Source organism: Variovorax sp. J31P207 (genome assembly GCF_030316965.1).
Lineage (GTDB): Bacteria > Pseudomonadota > Gammaproteobacteria > Burkholderiales > Burkholderiaceae_C > Variovorax > Variovorax ginsengisoli_B.
Genome location: NZ_JASZYN010000007.1, coordinates 133,519 through 150,531 on the forward strand (window position 1 = coordinate 133,519; position 17,013 = coordinate 150,531).

The following is a 17,013-nucleotide window of genomic DNA, read 5'->3' on the forward strand; positions in this document are numbered from 1 at the left end:
GCGTCACGATCCCGACTGCGCGCGTTGCTGGCTGCGGTACTTCGCGATCTCCGCCTTCAGGTCGGTGTACTCCTCGCACGGAAAGAAGCAGAGCCCGTCGAGCACCTTCAGCTCCTGCTCGGCCCGGCCGAGGTCGCCCATCTGCAGGTAGGCTTCGCCGAGGTATTCGTGCGCGCCCCGATGCTTCGGGTTGATCTTCAGCGCCTTGTCGTAGTCGCTCAGCGCCAGGTCCATGTTGCCGAGCTTGCGGTGCGCGTGGCCGAGCTCGTTCCAGGCATCGGCGTCGCCCGGCGCGCGCAGCACGTAGACCGTCATGTGGACCACGACCTGCTGCCAGTCCTCCTTCTTGACGGCCGTCATGCCGGCCCTGAAGTCGGGATCGGGATTGACTTGCTCGCTGGTTCCCGGTCCACCGCCGCCGCCGCCTCCTCCACCACCACCGCCGCCACCACCGCCGCCTCCACCCCCTCCCCCAGCCGCGAGCGCGGACAGGCTGAAGGCCAGCGAGGCGACGGAAACGAAGACTGTCATTGCGCGTTTCATGGTGAGTTGCTCCTTCATGGCCCAGGCCTCAGCGGATGTCGATGCGCCCGTAGACGCCATGGATTCCTCCGCCGGGGCCCGCGGCGAAGAAAAGCGTGCTCGTCGGCTGGTTGCCGATGCCGTTGCCGAACGCGATCCCGTGCAGTCCGTCGATGGCGATCGGGTTGCCGTCCGCCATCGACATTGTGCCCAGCAGGACACCGGTCGAGGCGTCGAACGCGTTGATCTTTCCGTCGCCAACGTTGGCCACCAGCAAGGCGTTGCCGAAGTTGCCGAAGCCGGCCGGCGCCATGGCCATGCCCCACGGTGCGTTGAGCGCGCCGCCGGGTGACACCAGCCGCTTGACCAGGTTGCCGGCCGTGTCGAAGACATCGATCGCGCCCTGACCGGCGCCCGGGACAGCAACGCCCGCCTGCGCGCCCTGCCTGGCATAGCTCACATAGACCTGGTCGCCGATCGCCTGGACGCCGTAGGGCGCATAGCCGGCCGGCAAGGCCTGGTCGACGAAGCTGCCCGCGCCGCCGACCTTGTTGAATGTCGCGTCGAACATGTCGACCGTCGCATTCCGGAAATCCGCCGCGTACAAGAAGTCCGACGCGCCCCGACTGGCGAGCGCCAGCCCCGTGTATACCGCCCCGGCGTTGCCGCCGTCGAAGGCCGTGATGGCATGGGTCTGGTCGACACCGGGCGACCAGCCCGACAGCGTGCCGCCCAGGCCGGCGAAGATGAAGGCACTCGCGCCGGACATGCCGTTGGCCGTGACCATGAAGTCCGAATGGCCGTTGAAGACGATGCCCGTCGGCCTGGCGCTGCCCGCAGTGCCGGGCGGGATCGACACCACCAGCGACTGCGGCACGCCGGCGCCGTCGTACAGCGTCGAGGTCGAGGTGGACCGGTTCGCCACCCAGACGAAGGCCCGCGGGTTGAAGACCACGCCCCATGCGTCGACCAGGGTCGGATCGGCGTTGGCGTTCGCATACAGCGTGTTCGCGACCGGCAGGTCGGACACCAGGTTGGTCGCGACGAAGCCCTTGGCCATGACGGCCGCGCCGCCGCCGGCAGGGGCAGCGGCAGGCGGGGCGATGACCGACGCCATGCCGCCGGAATAGCCACCGCCGCCACCGCAGGCGGCCACCACGATCGCGCTCGCAAAAGCGACTCCGTACAACTTCAAGCGGCAGGTGCTGGTCATGTTGCGTTTCCTTTCGGGCTGGGCTCTGTGTATTCCGCGCCCGGGCCCGAAGGTTCATCGGCCTGCAGTTCAGAAGGAGAACGAGGCGCTCAACACCAGCGTGGCGTTCGGCGCGTGTCCGTAGCCGGTCGGGTAAATGCTGCTGCGGCCGCCGGCGATCCAGTCGATCCGCACCTCCCACGCATCGCGGGCGACCGCGATCCCGATGCTGCCGTCGAGGTCGGTGCGTCCGTCTTCGGTCGGCGCGCCGCCGACCCGCACCAGGGCACCCGCGTGGGCCGTCGCCCGCACCAGGGCCGAGAGGGGAACGCCGACGTTGAACTCGGCATAGGCGGTGCGCATGCCGCGCCCGAAGTAGTCGGGCGCGAAGTGCAGCCGCATGTTCCAGCGCTCGCCGTTCAGCCCGGCGAAGGCTTCGCCGTAGTCGTAGCGCGAATCGACGCTGAAGTGGACGCCGGTCGCGCCCGCCTCCCAGCCCAGGCGCTCCGACAGCCGGCCCGCATAGCCGGCGTAGCCGAGCAGTTGCACCTGGCGCCGGTCGTACGGGCCCAGGGCCACGCCGGTGAGCGAGGCACCGCCGAACCAGCCGCCCGGATGGTCGTAGGTGGCGCTCAGCTGGTAGGTCGGCCGGTCGTCGCTGAGCGAAACGCCCCGCCAGCGGTAGTCCGACAGCAGCGCGATGCTGCCGCCGGCCTGCGCCAGGGCGACGCCGCAGGCGAGGAAGAGCGAGGGGCCGAACGCGACACGCAGACCGGCGGCCGGCATGTCACTGGCGCAGGTTGGAGGGTGTCGTGGAGCGCGTCACGGTGCGGACGCAGGCGCCGCCGCCTGCGACGCGGGCCAGTGTGGCACAGGCGTCGATCCCTCCACCCGGAAGGGACACGACACCGGCCGTCGAGGGCAACCCCGCGCGTGTCGGCGACGGCTCGCGCATCAGGGCGAACAGGCCCGCCACATGGGCAGCGGCATACGACGAGCCCGACACCAGGTTCCATCGGTCTCCCGGCAGGGTGGTCGGCACGTCCCGCCCCGGCGCCACCAGCACGCCCGGCAAGGCCGGCCCTTCGTTCTCGTCGCTGACCGCCACCACGCCCGCATGGGAAGCCGGGAATCCGCCATCCCGCCGGCTTCGATCGACCGCGGCGACGACGCTGATGCGGCGCGCCAGCGCCACGTCCAGCAGCCTGTCGAGCAGGCGGTCGGACGGCCCGCTGAGGCTCAGGTTGATGACCTCGGCGCCGTGGGTGATGGCGAAGTGCAGCGCCATGGCCAGGCCCAGGCTGGTGCACACGGTGGACTGGCTGCTCTGCTGCCAGCAGGCGCGCAGCGCCAGCAGCCGCGCGTTCGGCGCCACCCCCAGGATGCCCGCGCCGTTGTCGGCGCGCGCGGCGATGATGCCGGCGACCGCGGTGCCGTGGTCCTCGGGCTGGTCGCCATGGCCGTCGACGAAGTCCTCCTCCAGCGCCACCTGGCCTTCGAGGTCCGGATGGTGCCGGTCGATGCGGCTGTCGACCACGGCCACGCGCACGTTGCGGCCGGTGGCGATCTCGTGCAGTTCCTCCAGGTGCCAGGCCTGCGCCACCGGCTGCAGCGGGGCCAGCGGGTCGTCGTGGCCGCGGGTTCGGAACTCGTTCATCGGCTGGGCCCAGTCGACGCGCGGATCGCGCGACAAGGCCTGCGCCACGTCCTCGGGCGGGCGGTCGTCCGGCACGGTCAGCACGAAGCAATCCACGCCCAGCAGCGGCATGGCCCAGTCGGTGACCAGGGTCAGCCCGTGTTCGCGCGCCAGCTCGGCCGCCACGCGGCGCCGCGCGCCATGCGCCGCGCCGCCGCCATAGCCGCCCGAATAGCCGCTCTCGGGCCGGTAGTGTTCCGGCGGCAGGCGCAACAGCAGCAGCACCTGGTGGGGAGCGGCGGCCGGCGCTTCGACCGGGTCGGCCGCCGCCGCGCCGGCGAGGGGCTGGAGCGCGGCCAGCGCGAGCAGCCATGCGACCAGCCAGCGCTTCATGGCGCCGCCCGGCGATCGAGCGATTCGACCAGCAGCACCGCCTTTTCCTGGCGCAGGCGCTGCACCGCGGCCGTTTCGAGACCGGCCGGCACGGCGAGAAGGTAGGCATCGGTGGCGGTCGGCCCGTAGACCAGCCGCGCCCTGCTGTCGCGCAGCACGCGCCGCATCTCCTGCTCGGTGGCGTCGGGCCGGAACCTCACGATCAGCTGGCCGCCGTCGGCGCCGGCCGGCACGGCCGCGGGCTCGCCGAGCGCGCGGTAGCGCGGCTCGGGCCACAACGGCAGCACGAGCAAGCCACCCAGGGCCGCGACCAGCACCCACTGGCCGGCCAGGGCCCAGCGGGTCCACGGCGGACTCTCGCGCCAGCGATCGCGCAGGCCCGCCAGCAAGCCGCGACGCCGCGGCGGCGGCGGCGGCGCCGCGCCCCCGACGAGGCGCCCGCGCAATGCGGCGAACCCCTGGTCGGCATCGCCGGGGGCGTCATCGCTGCCGGTGGCCGCATAGGCTTCCTGCAGCGCCCGCTCCACGGCCAGCTCGGCCCGGCAGCGCGGGCAGTCGGCGAGGTGGGCTTCGACCCCCTCGCGCTCCTGCGCGTCGAGCGTGGCGCCGACGTACCAGGGCAACAACGACTGCACCTTCAGGTGCACATCGCTGCCGAGGGGGACCACCTGCCCGCTCACAGCCAATCCTCCAGCCGGCCCGCCAGCAGGGTCTTGAGCCTGCGCCGGGCGTGGAACATGCGCGTCTTCACGGTGTCGACCGGGCAGCCGACGATGTCGCCGATCTCGCGGCAGCCGATGCCGTGGAAATAAGCCAGGTGGACGACCGCCCGCTGCTCGAGCGAGAGCTGGTCCACCGCCTGCGCCAGCGCCGTGCACATCTGCGAGCGGGCGGCGCGGTGTTCGGGGCCGGCCTCCGGCGGCGCGGGCTGGTCGTCGCCCTCGTCGTCGATCGGCTCGTCGAGGCGGCTGAGCGCCTTGAGGGCCTTGCGGTAGCCGATCGCGAAGATCCAGGTCGAGACCTTGCTGCGACCGTCGTAGCTGGCGGCACGGTTCCAGACCACCAGCATGGTGTCGTTGAGCACCTCGCCGACCAGGCCGGAGCGCCGCATCACGCGGTCCAGGAAGCGCGACAGGCGGGGGTGGTAGGCGCGGTACAGCTGCTCGAACGCCTGCAGGTCGCCGTTGGCGGTGCGGCCGACCAGCCGGGCCTCGGCGCTTTCGGCCAAGGCGGCCCCCTCGGCCGATGGCCGAACGGCATCGCGGGGCATGCTCGGCATGGGGGACTCGACGCGTGGGACGTACGGCGCACTGTACTCCCGGCCGTCGAGACGGGTCGGGTGGCGGGCGGCCGACTGCGGGGGAATGTCCATGGGGCCTCCAGGCGGGCTGGCTCGATGATCCGGGCGGCGGCTGCCGCCCCGGTCTGTTCATTCCCGGAAACGCAGGATCGGTTCAATGCTCGCCGGCCGGACGGCGTCACAGAACTGCGTACTTAAGCGTGCATTAGTTCCTTGGAGCGCTCCGGGAGAGTAGCCACAATGACCTACATGTCACGTCCATCTGCCGACTCCCAAACTCAGAGCTTCAGCAGCTTCGCGTCCTTGAACCGGGCGGACCAGACGCATGTGCCCAGGGCGCCGTCCCGCTCGAAGGAGCGCGTGATCGGCTTCCTGCTCGCCGGCCTGGTCGCGGTGCTGGCGATCTGCCTGGTCATCGGGACCCGGTAGCGGCCGGGCGATCCCATGGCGGCGTCCCCTTGAAGGCGTCGGCCAGGAAATCGATCATCACGCGCACCTTGGCGCTCAGGTGGCGCCGGCTCGGGTACACCGCGAGGATGTCGATGTCCGCCATGCGGTAGCCGGGCAGCAGCGGCACCAGCCGCCCCGCCCGCAGGTCGTCGCCGACCAGGAAGCTCGGCTGCCAGATCACGCCCACGCCCGCCAGCGCGGCGGCGCGCGCCGTGTCGCCGTTGTTGGCGCGCATGACCGACGGCACCTTCACCACATGCTCCAGCCCGTGCGCATCGAGCAGGTGCCAGTCGTCGCCGGTGGCCGAGAAGGTGTAGCCGATGCACGCATGGTCGGCCAGGTCGGCGGGCGACTTCGGTCGGCCGTGCTGCCGCAGGTAGCCCGGTGCGGCGCAGACGATGTTGCGCGACGCCGCCAGCTTGCGTGCAATGTGCGTGGTCGACCCGGTGCGCGAGATCCGGATGCCGAGGTCGAAGCCCTCTTCCACCAGGTCGACCACGCGGTCGATCAGCGACACCTCGAGCTCCACGTCAGGGTACTTCTTCAGGAACTTGGGCCACAGCGGCGCCATGTGCAGGATGCCGAAGCTCACCGGCGCATTGACCCGCAGCCGCCCGCGCGGCTGCAGCGTGCTCGAGGCACTCAGCGCCTCGGCCTCGGCCACCTCGTCGAGGATGCTGCGCGCCCGCTCGTACAGCGCCTGCCCGCTGTCGGTCAGCGAGAGCTTGCGCGAGTGGCGATTGAGCAGCCGCGTGCCCAGGTGGGCCTCGAGCTCGGCGATATAGCGCGTGACGTTGGCGGGCGAGGTGTCGAGCGCCTCCGCCGCGCGCGCGAAACCCTGCCTGGCGACCACCGCGACGAACACCTCGAAGGCGCGCAGCCGGTCCATGGATCTCTCCTTGATTCACAAAAGCTGAATGAATTGTGCTTGTTCAGCCCATTTACCTCAAGGAAGATGAACCCTACAGTTCATCTCACGGCACGACATCGCGCCGCATCAACCACCCAAACTGAAGGAAGCATCATGAACAGACTCAACGGCAAGCGCGCACTCGTCACCGGCGGCACCAGCGGCATCGGCCTCGAGACGGCACGGCAGTTCATCGCCGAAGGTGCCCGCGTGGCGGTCACCGGCAGCAACCCCGAGACCATCGAGCGGGCCCGCGCCGAACTCGGCAAGGAAGCGCTGATCCTGCGCGTCGACGCCGGCAGCGTGGCGGACCAGAAGCACCTGGCGCAGGCGCTGAAGGAGTCCTTCGGCCAGATCGATGCGGTCTTCATCAACGCGGGGGTGGCCGATTTCCGGCCGCTCGAACAATGGGACGAAGCCGGCTTCGACCGCTCGATCGCGGTCAACCTCAAGGGCCCGCTGTTCCTGGTGCAGGCGCTGCTGCCGATCCTGGCGAATCCGACGTCGATCGTGCTCAACACCTCGATCAACGCCCGCGTGGGCATGCCCAATTCGAGCGTCTACGCGGCGACCAAGGGCGGCCTGATCACGCTGGCGCGCACGCTGTCGGGCGAGCTGATCGGCCGCGGCATCCGCGTCAACGCGGTCAGCCCGGGCCCGATCTCGACGCCGCTCTACGGCAAGCTGGGCCTGCCCGCGGCCGATCTCGACAAGATGGCCGGCGCCATCCTCGGCCAGATCCCGGCCGGCCGCTTCGGCGAGCCCTCGGAGATCGCCAAGGCGGTGGTCTTCCTCGCCTCGGACGAGTCGAAGTTCACCGTCGGCAGCGAACTGGTGATCGACGGCGGGATGAGCAACCTCTAAGGCGCGGCCAGTAGCGGGCTAGACGCCATAGGAGCGGCAGAGATCGAAGAAGGCTTCGAGTTCGGTGGACTTGTCGAAGACGCCATCCGCACCGAGGTCTCGACACCTTCGACGGATCTCTGCCGTGGGATAGTTGGTCAGCACGACCATGTGCTGATGCGGCGATCGGTCACGCGCGGCACGCAGAACGCCCAACCCGGAGCCCGCTTTCAGGAACAGGTCGACGATGGCCAGGTCCCAATCCTGCTTGTGCCGATCCAGTGCGGCGATCGCTTCCGAAGCCGTCTCGGCGATCTCGATCACGCTCGCGTCGGCCATCTCTGCCAACGTCGGTATGAGGTTTTCGCGAATCGTCTCGCTGTCCTCTATGAGGATCGTTCTGAGCGGCATCGTGGAACGCCAAGGGCGCCTGGTTGGGAGTCGCCGCGCGGGCCTTCTAGCTCCAGCAATTAGCGCAGAACGTCACCCGCCCCCATGTAGGCCAACAGCTTGTAACAGCTACGGATCACTGCGAGTCAATGGCGAGGGGCACCCTGTGTCGGCGGATTGCGGTCGGAACCGCCGCCGGAGCCGTCGCCGCCCTGGGCAACCTGCTCCAGGGTTTCGTTGACCTCATCAAGCAGTTCTGCCGATTTGGTCAGCCGCTTCTCGAGTTCACCCGCCTGCTCGACCGCGCGGCCGACCACCTCGGCCTGGGCGTCCTGCGAGAGCTCTTCCTTGAGGACCGTGTGCACGACCAGGAGATCATCGGCAGCCTTCTTGACCTCCTCGGTGGCGTTCTTGTTCTTGTCCAGCGCTTCCTCGATCGTCGACGTGGATGCTGTTCCGGCCTGGTTTGGGTTGCCCATCTTTCGCTCCTGATATGGCCGGTGACGGCCGCGGCCGGTCCCCCAGCGGAATCCGACTGTACGGCAGAAGCTGGGAGAGGCGGGAGGTTGCTTGATTCGGGACACCGGGCGTGTGCGGCCGAAAAGGAGAAACCTCGCACGCGCCTTGCGGACCAAGCCGCACCCGGTCACCCCTAGTCTGTGCGTCACGGGTTCCATGTCGCAGCCCGAACCACGGACCGGAGGGCCCATGCAAGCGACCGAGGATCTTTTCTCGATGATCGTCGACCCGCTTCGCCTGGAGGGCGCTTTCGTGAGCGCTTGGCGAACCGGGGGCGACTGGTCCTTTGCAGGACCGCGCGAAGCCTGCGCGCTCTTCCACTATGTCGAAGAGGGATCGATGGCGATCGACATCGGACACCCGAATGCCACCATCCCCCTGAACCACGGCGACCTGGCCATCTTCCCGCACGGCGGCGCCCATCGGATCGGCAGCTCCACACCGGCGGTTTCCCTGGCGCTCGAACAGATTCTCCCCAGCCCGCGCAAAGGAGGATTCGTCAGAGTGGAAATCCCAGGGACCGATGGACCTGCGTTGTTCCTGTGTATCGGCCTGCATTGCGGCGGCCATGCCTCGACCCCGCTGTACAAGCTGCTTCCGGAAATCATCGTCATCCGCAAGCACCAGATAGAGCGCGAGCCGCTGCTTCAAGGCACGATCGACGGACTGCTGCGCGAAGTCGAGCGCTTTCATGTGGGGAGCAGCTTCGCTCTCCTGCGCGGCCTGGAGCTGATCTACGTGCTCGGGCTTCGGGTCGCGCTCGATGTCGAATCGGCCACCACGTCCATGAGTCGCGCCCTGCGAGACCCTCGCATCGCGAACGCACTCCTGTACATGCACACGGAATACAAGGAACGCTCGACAGTCGCAGGCATCGCTTCCTCCGCCGGCATGTCGAGGTCCGCCTTCAGCCTCGCATTTCGCCAGGCGACCGGATGCGCGCCCGCTCGGTATCTCTCGAAGGTTCGGGTGTCGAATGCGCAAGCGCTCATGAGAACGACAAGGCTCAGCAGAGAGGAAATTGCACACCGGGTCGGATATGAAAGCACGGTGGGCTTGTATCTCGCACTTCGTTCGACCCGATCGTCACTCGGCCTTCACTTGGACGATCGCTATCAAATTCAAGACGCTGGTTAGTTGAGCGTTTCGGGGTGGGTCTCTAGCCTTGGCTCCAGATTCGTCATGGAGCGCACCTTGTCATCCGCAGCCCACACCGCACAGAACTTCAAAGGCTTGATGTTTCTCCTGGCAACCACGCAACTTCTGTTGATCGTGGATGCCTCGATCATCAATGTCATCGTTCCGACCATCGCCGGAGAGCTTCGATTCTCCGAAACCGGCCAATCGTGGATTGCCAACGCCTACCTGACCGTCTTCGGTGGCGCCCTGCTGGCATCTGGAAGGATTGCGGACATTCTTGGCCGGACGCGCATCTTCCAGGCCGGCCTGTTGGTGCTCGCCATCGGCTCCGCCGTGTCCGCGTTGGCGTCGACGCCCGAACTCTTGATCACGGGACGCGCGATCCAAGGGCTTGGATCCGCGTTGTCCGCCGCTGCCAGCCTGGCCTTGATCCTGGCCACTTTCCAGGGCGAGCCGCGATTCAAGGCTCTTGGGTTGATGGCAGCGATGGGCGGTCTCGGGGGCGCGATGGGCACCTTCCTGGGAGGCGCACTGACCGCGTGGCTCGGCTGGCGGTCGACCTTCTGGATCAGCGTCGCAATACCGGCTTTGCTCTTGCTCTGTTCGCTTGCCGTGTTCTCGAAGTTCGGCAGTGGCGCGCGTCGCGGGCGAGCCGATGGACTTGGGGGCCTGCTTCTGATCGGTGGCCAGACCCTGCTCGCATGGGGCATCGTGCAGTTCGGTGAACCCCAGAGCGATACCCGCGTACTGTGGCTCTTGGTGCTCACCGGCGCAGTGTTGCTGGGTGGGTTCCTGATCCGTCAGAGGGCCATCGCCCATGCGTTGATTCCTCCGGCGACCTGGAGGAATGGCGGTTTGATGGAGGCCTTGGTGTACGCCGGCATCGGACAGCTGGTGATCTTTCCGATGTTCTTCATCGGGAACCTCTATCTCCAGTCGATCCTGAACTTCAGCCCGCTGGCGTCGGGCTCCGCCTTCCTCCCGCTCTGCGGCATCGTCATCGTGACCGCCACGAGCGCCGGACGCTGGTTGCGATACGGGGCACGCGAATCCCTGACGGCAGGCTTCGCGCTGGTGGCCATCGGCATGGGGTGGCTCTCCCTTGCCCTTTTCCCCCATTCGGAACTGCGAGTCCCTTCGAAAGGACACCCCGTATATCGCGATGAGGCACCGACTGTCAGACGCTCAGAAGGCATTTCTTAGCAGGCCCTTCTCTACCTCTCGGCTATTGGAAGCTGACGCCTCTCGAGGCGGGGCACCTCGCCGTGCTTGCGGTCTATCTTGGCCTCGCCGCGGGGTTAGCCGTGCTGGTGGTTGCCGTTCGGAGATGGTTACGACCGCCCAGGTCCGTTCTCGAAGACACGTTCATCGATGTGAGCGCCGGCGGAGTACTGAGGAGACGCCAACATCTCGTACCTTGCTTCTGGCAAGTCCACAGGTCGGCCGAGCGTAACTGTGATCCTCTAAGCGGGGTGCCCGCTGGCAGACGCGGTCGGATACGGCTCACACCGCCCTCGCGCACCGGCCAAGCGCAGCGCCTGACTCGGGCTCGTCAACGAACACGCTGATGTAGCGGAGGTGGTTCGGTGGTTCGTCCACAAACTATATGGACCGACAATCCATAGCATGGCTCAGGCGTAGACTCCCGCGATGCATGCGTGCTCCCCAATTGGCGTGAGCCTCCCGAACCATGGAGAAGAAATGTCAAAGCTCGCGAACGCTGTCCTGCTGTGCGCCCTGATCACCTTTGTGGCGGGCTGTTCTGGCATGCCGCCCCCTTCGGAAGCCACCGTGTGTTCGACCCACCCTGGGACCTACGCCTGTCAGGTTTACCGCATGGAAAACGCTGGCAGCTGATGCCCCCAAGTGGCGCTTGAGACGCGCCTTCAGGGCTCCCAGGCTTTATTCGTGCTGCTGGCCGGAAGCGGGCTCATCTTCATCGAGCGGTCGTGCTCGGCGATTTCCTCGGGGTCGAAGGACGGCTTCGGGCCCATCTGCGACATCCGCGATTCGAAAGCGAACGGCTGCAACCAGTAGTCTGAAGCACGCTTTCGAGCTTGGACCTCGAACTGGAACTGCCGGCCACGAACGGTCCTTCGCTCAAGCAACCTGTCCGTCAGCTTCAGGCCTGATTGCGAACCGCGCGCGAAGGGAGTCGGCACCGCTTTTGCCCGGAAATACGACCTCCGCCAGCTATGGGGCGGAACTTGAGTTGACTTCGCCGCTAGCGCATCGCCTCGAGCAGACGCCTTGCCGCCCGCAGGTCACGCGTGTCGAATCCCTCCGAGAACTCTTCGTACACCGGCCGCAACAAGCCGCGCGCATCCTCCAGCCGGCCCTCCTTCATCCACAGGCCCGCCAGGCTCGTTGCACATCGAAGCCGCCAGCCCCGGGCATCGTGCTGCCGGGATGTCTCCACCGCTTCGACCAGCAGAGCTTCTGCCAAGTGGCTTGTCTCGGACCTCCGGCCCATAAGGTTCGCTTTCGCGCGCAGCAGTTCCGACAAGGAGCATCGATCCTCGAAACGCCGCGCGCGCTCGATACCAGCCGTAGCCAGTTCGATCCCCTCGTCTTCGCGATCGATCTGCCCCAGTGCCTCGCAGACCGCCGAGACGAAACCGGTGTAGTGCAGTACGTAGAGCGCTTCGCCGATCTCGTCGAAGGCTGGACGCAGGTCACGCTCGTAGGCCAGGGTGTCGCCGGTGCCCAGCGCGAGCAGGCCGTTCCACATGCGCCCGCGGGCCTTCCAGGTCGAGATGCCGTGGCGACGCGTGGCCGCGACGGCCGCTGCGGCCGGATCCCCTAGCGAAGACACGCCGCCGGTCAGGACGGTGATCGCGCACAGCCCTTCCGTAAGGGCGTAGCAAATCGAGGGCGCGTGGTCGAGTGCGCGTGCGCCTTCCACCGCCTGCTGCGCCGCACGCATGGCCTGTTCCGGAAAGCCCTGCAGCCACAGGGTGTGCGCCAGCGAACTCAGCGCAATCGTCTTCTGCTCGTAGATGAAGCGGGTCTGGTGTGAGCGGCGAACCGGCGCCTCGTAGCGCTCGGTCACGCGTTGCAGCCCGTCGCGGGCCTCGCCCAAGCGTCCCAGACACAGCAGCGACATGCCTGTCATCCGGCTGCCAATGAGACGGTCGGCCTTGTGGGGCCGCGCGTCGGCCAGTGCCGAGAAGCGTCGGGCCAGCGCCAGGGAGGCCTCGTAGCTGCCGTTGAGGTATGTGACGCTCCACGTCCCCCAGATCGCGCGCAGCCGGTACTCATCGTCGCCCAGCCTCTCCGCGTAGTCGAGTGCGCGCCTGAAGGCGGCGCCGGTCTCCGATCCGACGCCCTGGTAGAGCAGGGAGGCGCCCTTCGCGGCGTACAGCTTCATCCGTGAACGGCTGTCCACCACCTCCTCGTCGTCGAGGTGGGCCAGAGCCTGGTTCACGCGCGCCAGGCATTCCTCCAGCAGCCCGAACTGGATCCAGAGCGACACCGCGCTCGTGGTCAGCGAGACGCCGAGTGATGCGTCGCCTTCCGGCGAAAAGCTCCAGTTGACCGCCGCCCGCAGACCCTCGAGATGGCCGGCGTATCGGGCGACCCATTCGGCCGTGGGCAGAGTCTCCCACTCGATTTCGGCGCGCACGAAGAGGTCGCGGTGGTGTTGCGCGTGGCGCAGCGAATACTCCCCCAGGACACCCCGAGACTGCATCTTTTCGCGCGCATACACCTGGGTGGTCTCCAGCAGGCGGTACTTTGCGCGAGTCGCACCATCCGCCGCGATGAGAGACTTCTCCACCAGCTGCGAGAGGCACTCCACCACTGTGACTGGCGGAATGCTCGCGGAAGAAGCAACGGCCGCGGCCGACTCGATGGAGAACGAACCGGAAAAGACGCCCAGCCTGCCGAGCACCTGGCGCTCCTGCTCCGACAGGAGTTCATAGCTCCAGTCCAAGGTGGCGCGAAGCGTCTTCTGCCGCGGCAGGGCCGTCCGGGCGCCACCGGTGAGCAAATTGAACCGGTCGTCGATGCGGTCTGCAACGCCCTCCAGTCCAAAGACCCGCACGCGTGCCGCGGCCAGTTCGATGGCGAGCGGAATGCCGTCGAGATGCCGGCAGATGCGCGCCTTGAGCTCGGCTGCCGGCGCCCTGCCGGCATACTCTTCGCCACCGGCGGAAGCGGCGCGGGCATCGAAAAGCTGCAGGGCGCCGAAGGCCAGCAGTTGGTCGACGTCCCGGACCTCCTCGCCGGGTACATCGAGCGACGCGACTCGGTAGACGTACTCGCCGTCGACTTTGAGCGCCTCGCGGCTCGTGGCGATGACGCTGACGAACGGTCCGGCGCGCAACAGCTTCTCGGTGATCTGCGCCGCGGCGTCAACCAGATGCTCGCAGTTGTCAAGCACGAGCAGCATGCGTCGATGGTTGATCGCCGAGGCGATGCGATCCAGCGACGGAGTGCCTGCGCCCTGCGGAAAGCCGAGGGCCTCGGCCACCGTGGCGGGTAGAAACTCAGCAGCCCCCACGGGCCCCAACTCGGCGATCGACACGCCATCGGGAAAGCCGGCTGCCAGGCTGCGGGCGGCCTCAATGGCCAGCCGCGTCTTGCCGACCCCGCCGGCTCCCACAAGGGTGATCAGCCGGCTGCTCGCGGCCAGGTCGACGATCTCCCGCAGCGCGGCCTCGCGCCCGATCAGAGGCGTCACGCTCATCGGTAGCGCACGCACCGCCGAGGCGACGGGCGACGCGGCCTGCACGCGCTCGGCCTCCGGCGCGCCGAGCCCGTCCGCGATCTCGGCGACGAACTGGTAGCCGCGGCCGGCGACGGTTCGGATCACCGTCCGGTCCTCACCCAGCGCGCGGCGCAGCGCCGAGATCTGCGCCTCGAGCGTGTTCTCCTCGACGATTCGGCCGGGCCAGGCCCGCAGGATGAGGTCGTCCTTGGTGACCACGCCGCCTCGTCCCTCGACAAGGGCGACCAGGATGTCGAAAGCCCGGCCGCCCAGGCTGACGGGGCGGCCTTCGCGCAGCAGCTCGCGCCGCTGGACAGACACCTGGCAGCGGCCGAATACGAACGAGGGGCTCGGGAGAGCGGCGAGTTTCATCCTGGGTAGAGGGCTTAGCCGGGTGGGCGCAGTTTAAGGGCGCGGGTGCCCGGGGTGCATGCCAAGGTTTCAGGTGTTTTCAGGTTTCGCCAGCGCGCATCCGGGACACCCAGAAGGTGCTCCGGTACCTTTGCGCCATCGCCCGTTGGATCAGGAGCACACCATGAGCTACGTCACTTCCCGGGACGGAACGAGGATCTTCTACAAGGACTGGGGCACGGGTCGGCCCGTCGTTTTCTCCCACGGCTGGCCGCTCGACGCGGATGCCTGGGACGCGCAGATGCTGTTTCTGCTGCACAACGGCTACCGCGTGATCGCGCACGACCGCCGCGGGCACGGGCGCTCGGATCAACCGGCGGCCGGCAACGACATGGACACCTTTGCGGACGACCTCGCGACCCTGATCGAGGCACTGGACCTGAAGTCCGCATCCCTGGTGGGTCACTCGACCGGAGGAGGCGAAGTGGCCCGCTACGTCGGCCGTCACGGCACCCGGCGGATCGGGCGGATCGTGCTCATTGGTGCAGTGCCTCCGCTCATGCTGAGGATGGCCGCGAATCCGGAAGGGCTGCCGATCGACGTGTTCGACGGCATCCGGGCCGGCATCGCGACCGACCGACCGCAATTCTTCTTGGATCTCGCCATGGTGTTCCATGGCTACAACCGGCCCGGCGCGACGCGCTCGCAAGGAGTGATCGATTCGTTTTGCCTCCTCGGTATGCGGGGCGGCATCCGGCCCGAATACGACTGCATCGAGGCCTTCTCAGAGACAGACTTCAACGAGGACCTCAGGAAGTTCAACGTGCCGACGCTGTTCATCCACGGCGACGACGATCAGATCGTGCCCTTCGTTGCCTCCGCCTCGGCAGCATCGAAGCGTGTGCGGAACTCGACGCTCAAGGTGTACGCGGGCGGCTCGCACGGCATTTGCTCGACGCAGGCAGACCGGGTCAATGCCGACCTGCTAGCTTTTTTGGAAGACTGAACTCAAAGGAGAACACCATGCTTGGACTGACACCCCTGGGCACGATCCACACGGCCATCAGCCTTATGGCGCTGGCGTCGGGCGTACTCGCGCTGGTACGCCATTTGGAGATTTCGCCCGCCACTGGGCTCGGGCGCGTCTACGTCTGGTCCACGGTGCTGACCTGCCTCACGGGCTTCGGCATCTTCCAGCACGGCGGTTTCGGCCAGCCGCATGCGCTGGGCGTGGTCACGCTCTTTGTGCTGGGGCTGGCCGGGCTGGCGACAAGGCGGCGCGTCTTCGGCGACGCCTCGCCCTACGTGGCGACCATCGGCTATAGCGCGACCTTGTTCTTCCACATGATTCCGGGACTGACCGAGACCTTCACCCGCCTGCCGCTCGGGGCCCCCCTGTTCTCGGGCCCCGAGGATCCGGCCCTGCAGAAGACCGTCGGGATCTGCTTCGTCCTTTTTGTCGCCGGGGCCATCCTGCAGGTTCGCCGCCTCATCGGGCTGCGTTCGCAAGCCTCAATGCCGGCGGGCCAAGGTGCACGGCCATGATCGCGTTCAGGTGCATGCTTGCGTCTGCGTGCGTGCTGCTCGGCTTGGCCGCCGTAGCGCAGGCGGCTGACCAAGGTCCGATCCGCGTTCGTGTGGAGCCCTTCATCAGCCTTCCCGACAACGTCCGCCATCCGGAAGGCCTGACCTCCAACCCGACGAACCGCGAGATCTACGTCGCGACCTTCGATGCGCGCATGCCCGAGGCGGCGCGCAACAACCAACTTCTTCGCTACTCGCAGGAGGGTCGACTGCTGGCACAAAAGAGCTTCGGAGCCACCCCCCTGACCGGCATCGAGTTTGCCGACGGCAAGCTCTACATCCTGAACTTCGGTGCGTCGAAGCTGCAGCGTATCGACGCCGGGTTCACCGCCTCGACTCCGGTCGAGGACCTGGTCGAGTTCAAGGCACTGACGCCGTCTGCGCCATCGCCCAGATCGATCTCGAACCCCGACGGGAGCAAGGACGTCATCACCTTCGGGTCGAGCGGCTTCGCGGCACCCAACGGCATGGTCTTCGACAAGGCGCGCAACCTCTACATTTCCGACTCGTTCCAGGGTGCGGTCTACCGCATCGAGCGGGCGACGAGTTGCGCACCGTGCGCGCTGCAGGTGCTGTCGCGAGACCCGCTGCTGGCCACTGCTGGTGCCTTGCCCTTCGGCGCCAACGGGCTGGCCTTCAATACCGATGAGAGCGCTCTCTACGTCAACAACGCCGGGGACGGCCGGCTGCTGCGCATGAAGCCTTCCACCGGCGCTGTCGAGATCGTCGCGGAGAGCGTGTTCGGCGCCGACGGCCTCCTGTTCCATAAGGGACTTCTGTGGATCGCGTCCAACCAGGCCGACGTCGTCCTCGGACTGGATGAAAAAGGCCGGACGCTCGTTCGTGCCGGCGAGTTCGAAGGCATCGGCAGTGACGGTGCGCCGCGAGGCCTGCTGTTTCCCGCCACCACCGCCGTGCAGGGCGACTGGATGGTGGTCACGAACCTTGCCTTGCCGCTGACCGCTGCCGAGGGCGACGAATGGGAAGAGCGGGTAACCCGGTGGAACTTGGTCCGCTTCAGGATCCCCGACGCCATGCGCTGACCGCGCGTGGCTTGAAAGCCAAACCGCCG

General features: G+C 67.5%; 18 protein-coding genes. 7 read left to right on the forward strand and 11 right to left on the reverse strand.

All coding sequences use genetic code 11. The features are described 5' to 3' along the window. Positions 1-3 precede the first annotated feature (3 nt). The 6 genes from QTI68_RS23760 to QTI68_RS23785 form a co-directional block, all read right to left on the reverse strand. On the reverse strand, positions 4-543 hold the full coding sequence (locus QTI68_RS23760; RefSeq protein ID WP_286525058.1) for a tetratricopeptide repeat protein: 540 nt from the start codon (positions 541-543) through the stop codon (positions 4-6). 28 nt (positions 544-571) lie between these two features. After that, positions 572-1,735: a TIGR03118 family protein gene (locus QTI68_RS23765; protein ID WP_286525059.1), complete on the reverse strand. Its 1,164-nt coding sequence runs from the start codon at positions 1,733-1,735 to the stop codon at positions 572-574. A 69-nt stretch (positions 1,736-1,804) separates the two neighbouring features. Further along, the gene (locus QTI68_RS23770) at positions 1,805-2,500 is read right to left on the reverse strand and encodes a TorF family putative porin (RefSeq protein ID WP_286525061.1); all 696 of its coding nucleotides are present in this window, start codon (positions 2,498-2,500) and stop codon (positions 1,805-1,807) included. A gap of 1 nt (position 2,501) precedes the next feature. Continuing rightward, complete coding sequence (locus QTI68_RS23775) at positions 2,502-3,743, reverse strand: S8 family serine peptidase (protein ID WP_286525062.1); 1,242 nt, start codon at positions 3,741-3,743, stop codon at positions 2,502-2,504. Further along, on the reverse strand, positions 3,740-4,423 hold the full coding sequence (locus tag QTI68_RS23780; protein ID WP_286525064.1) for a zf-HC2 domain-containing protein: 684 nt from the start codon (positions 4,421-4,423) through the stop codon (positions 3,740-3,742). Before QTI68_RS23780 ends, QTI68_RS23775 begins: the two co-directional genes overlap by 4 nt. Next, on the reverse strand, positions 4,420-5,115 hold the full coding sequence (locus QTI68_RS23785) for a sigma-70 family RNA polymerase sigma factor (protein WP_286525065.1): 696 nt from the start codon (positions 5,113-5,115) through the stop codon (positions 4,420-4,422). The genes QTI68_RS23780 and QTI68_RS23785 overlap by 4 nt, the downstream gene beginning before the upstream one ends. Positions 5,116-5,292: 177 nt before the next feature. Here QTI68_RS23785 and QTI68_RS23790 point away from each other — a divergent pair, with 177 nt between their 5' ends. Next, positions 5,293-5,472 carry a hypothetical protein gene (locus QTI68_RS23790; RefSeq protein ID WP_286525066.1) on the forward strand — a complete coding sequence of 60 codons (180 nt, stop codon included), beginning with the start codon at positions 5,293-5,295 and terminating at the stop codon, positions 5,470-5,472. Here the strand turns inward: QTI68_RS23790 and QTI68_RS23795 are convergent. Next, positions 5,456-6,382 carry a LysR family transcriptional regulator gene (locus tag QTI68_RS23795; protein ID WP_286525067.1) on the reverse strand — a complete coding sequence of 309 codons (927 nt, stop codon included), beginning with the start codon at positions 6,380-6,382 and terminating at the stop codon, positions 5,456-5,458. The genes QTI68_RS23790 and QTI68_RS23795 overlap by 17 nt on opposite strands. A gap of 135 nt (positions 6,383-6,517) precedes the next feature. Between QTI68_RS23795 and QTI68_RS23800 the strand changes: the two genes are divergently transcribed. Then, the gene (locus QTI68_RS23800; protein ID WP_286525073.1) at positions 6,518-7,267 is read left to right on the forward strand and encodes an SDR family oxidoreductase; all 750 of its coding nucleotides are present in this window, start codon (positions 6,518-6,520) and stop codon (positions 7,265-7,267) included. A gap of 18 nt (positions 7,268-7,285) precedes the next feature. On the opposite strand, the gene QTI68_RS23805 is transcribed toward QTI68_RS23800, so the two are convergent. Then, positions 7,286-7,657, reverse strand: a complete 372-nt coding sequence (locus QTI68_RS23805) for a response regulator (protein ID WP_286525074.1) — start codon at positions 7,655-7,657, stop codon at positions 7,286-7,288. A 125-nt stretch (positions 7,658-7,782) separates the two neighbouring features. Next, positions 7,783-8,115, reverse strand: coding sequence for a hypothetical protein (locus QTI68_RS23810; protein ID WP_286525075.1), 333 nt, complete (start codon positions 8,113-8,115; stop codon positions 7,783-7,785). Between the two features lie 229 nt (positions 8,116-8,344). Between QTI68_RS23810 and QTI68_RS23815 the strand changes: the two genes are divergently transcribed. Both QTI68_RS23815 and QTI68_RS23820 read left to right on the forward strand, forming a co-directional pair. Then, positions 8,345-9,292 carry an AraC family transcriptional regulator gene (locus QTI68_RS23815; protein WP_286525076.1) on the forward strand — a complete coding sequence of 316 codons (948 nt, stop codon included), beginning with the start codon at positions 8,345-8,347 and terminating at the stop codon, positions 9,290-9,292. Between the two features lie 45 nt (positions 9,293-9,337). Next, complete coding sequence (locus tag QTI68_RS23820; RefSeq protein WP_286525077.1) at positions 9,338-10,498, forward strand: MFS transporter; 1,161 nt, start codon at positions 9,338-9,340, stop codon at positions 10,496-10,498. 683 nt (positions 10,499-11,181) lie between these two features. Here the strand turns inward: QTI68_RS23820 and QTI68_RS23825 are convergent. Further along, the gene (locus QTI68_RS23825) at positions 11,182-11,457 is read right to left on the reverse strand and encodes a hypothetical protein (RefSeq protein ID WP_286525078.1); all 276 of its coding nucleotides are present in this window, start codon (positions 11,455-11,457) and stop codon (positions 11,182-11,184) included. A gap of 62 nt (positions 11,458-11,519) precedes the next feature. Then, on the reverse strand, positions 11,520-14,378 hold the full coding sequence (locus QTI68_RS23830) for an ATP-binding protein (RefSeq protein WP_286525079.1): 2,859 nt from the start codon (positions 14,376-14,378) through the stop codon (positions 11,520-11,522). A gap of 163 nt (positions 14,379-14,541) precedes the next feature. On the opposite strand from QTI68_RS23830, the gene QTI68_RS23835 reads away from it, so the two are divergent. From QTI68_RS23835 to QTI68_RS23845, 3 genes are read left to right on the forward strand one after another with little or no spacing between them, the layout of a single operon-like run. Then, positions 14,542-15,363, forward strand: a complete 822-nt coding sequence (locus QTI68_RS23835) for an alpha/beta fold hydrolase (protein WP_286525081.1) — start codon at positions 14,542-14,544, stop codon at positions 15,361-15,363. A 17-nt stretch (positions 15,364-15,380) separates the two neighbouring features. Then, a complete protein-coding gene (locus QTI68_RS23840) occupies positions 15,381-15,902 on the forward strand; it encodes a DUF2306 domain-containing protein (protein ID WP_286525082.1) in 522 nt (173 codons plus the stop codon). Positions 15,903-15,916: 14 nt separating this feature from the next. Then, positions 15,917-16,984 (forward strand): NHL repeat-containing protein, encoded by a 1,068-nt coding sequence (locus QTI68_RS23845; protein ID WP_286525084.1) that lies wholly within the window; start codon positions 15,917-15,919, stop codon positions 16,982-16,984. Positions 16,985-17,013: the final 29 nt, after the last annotated feature.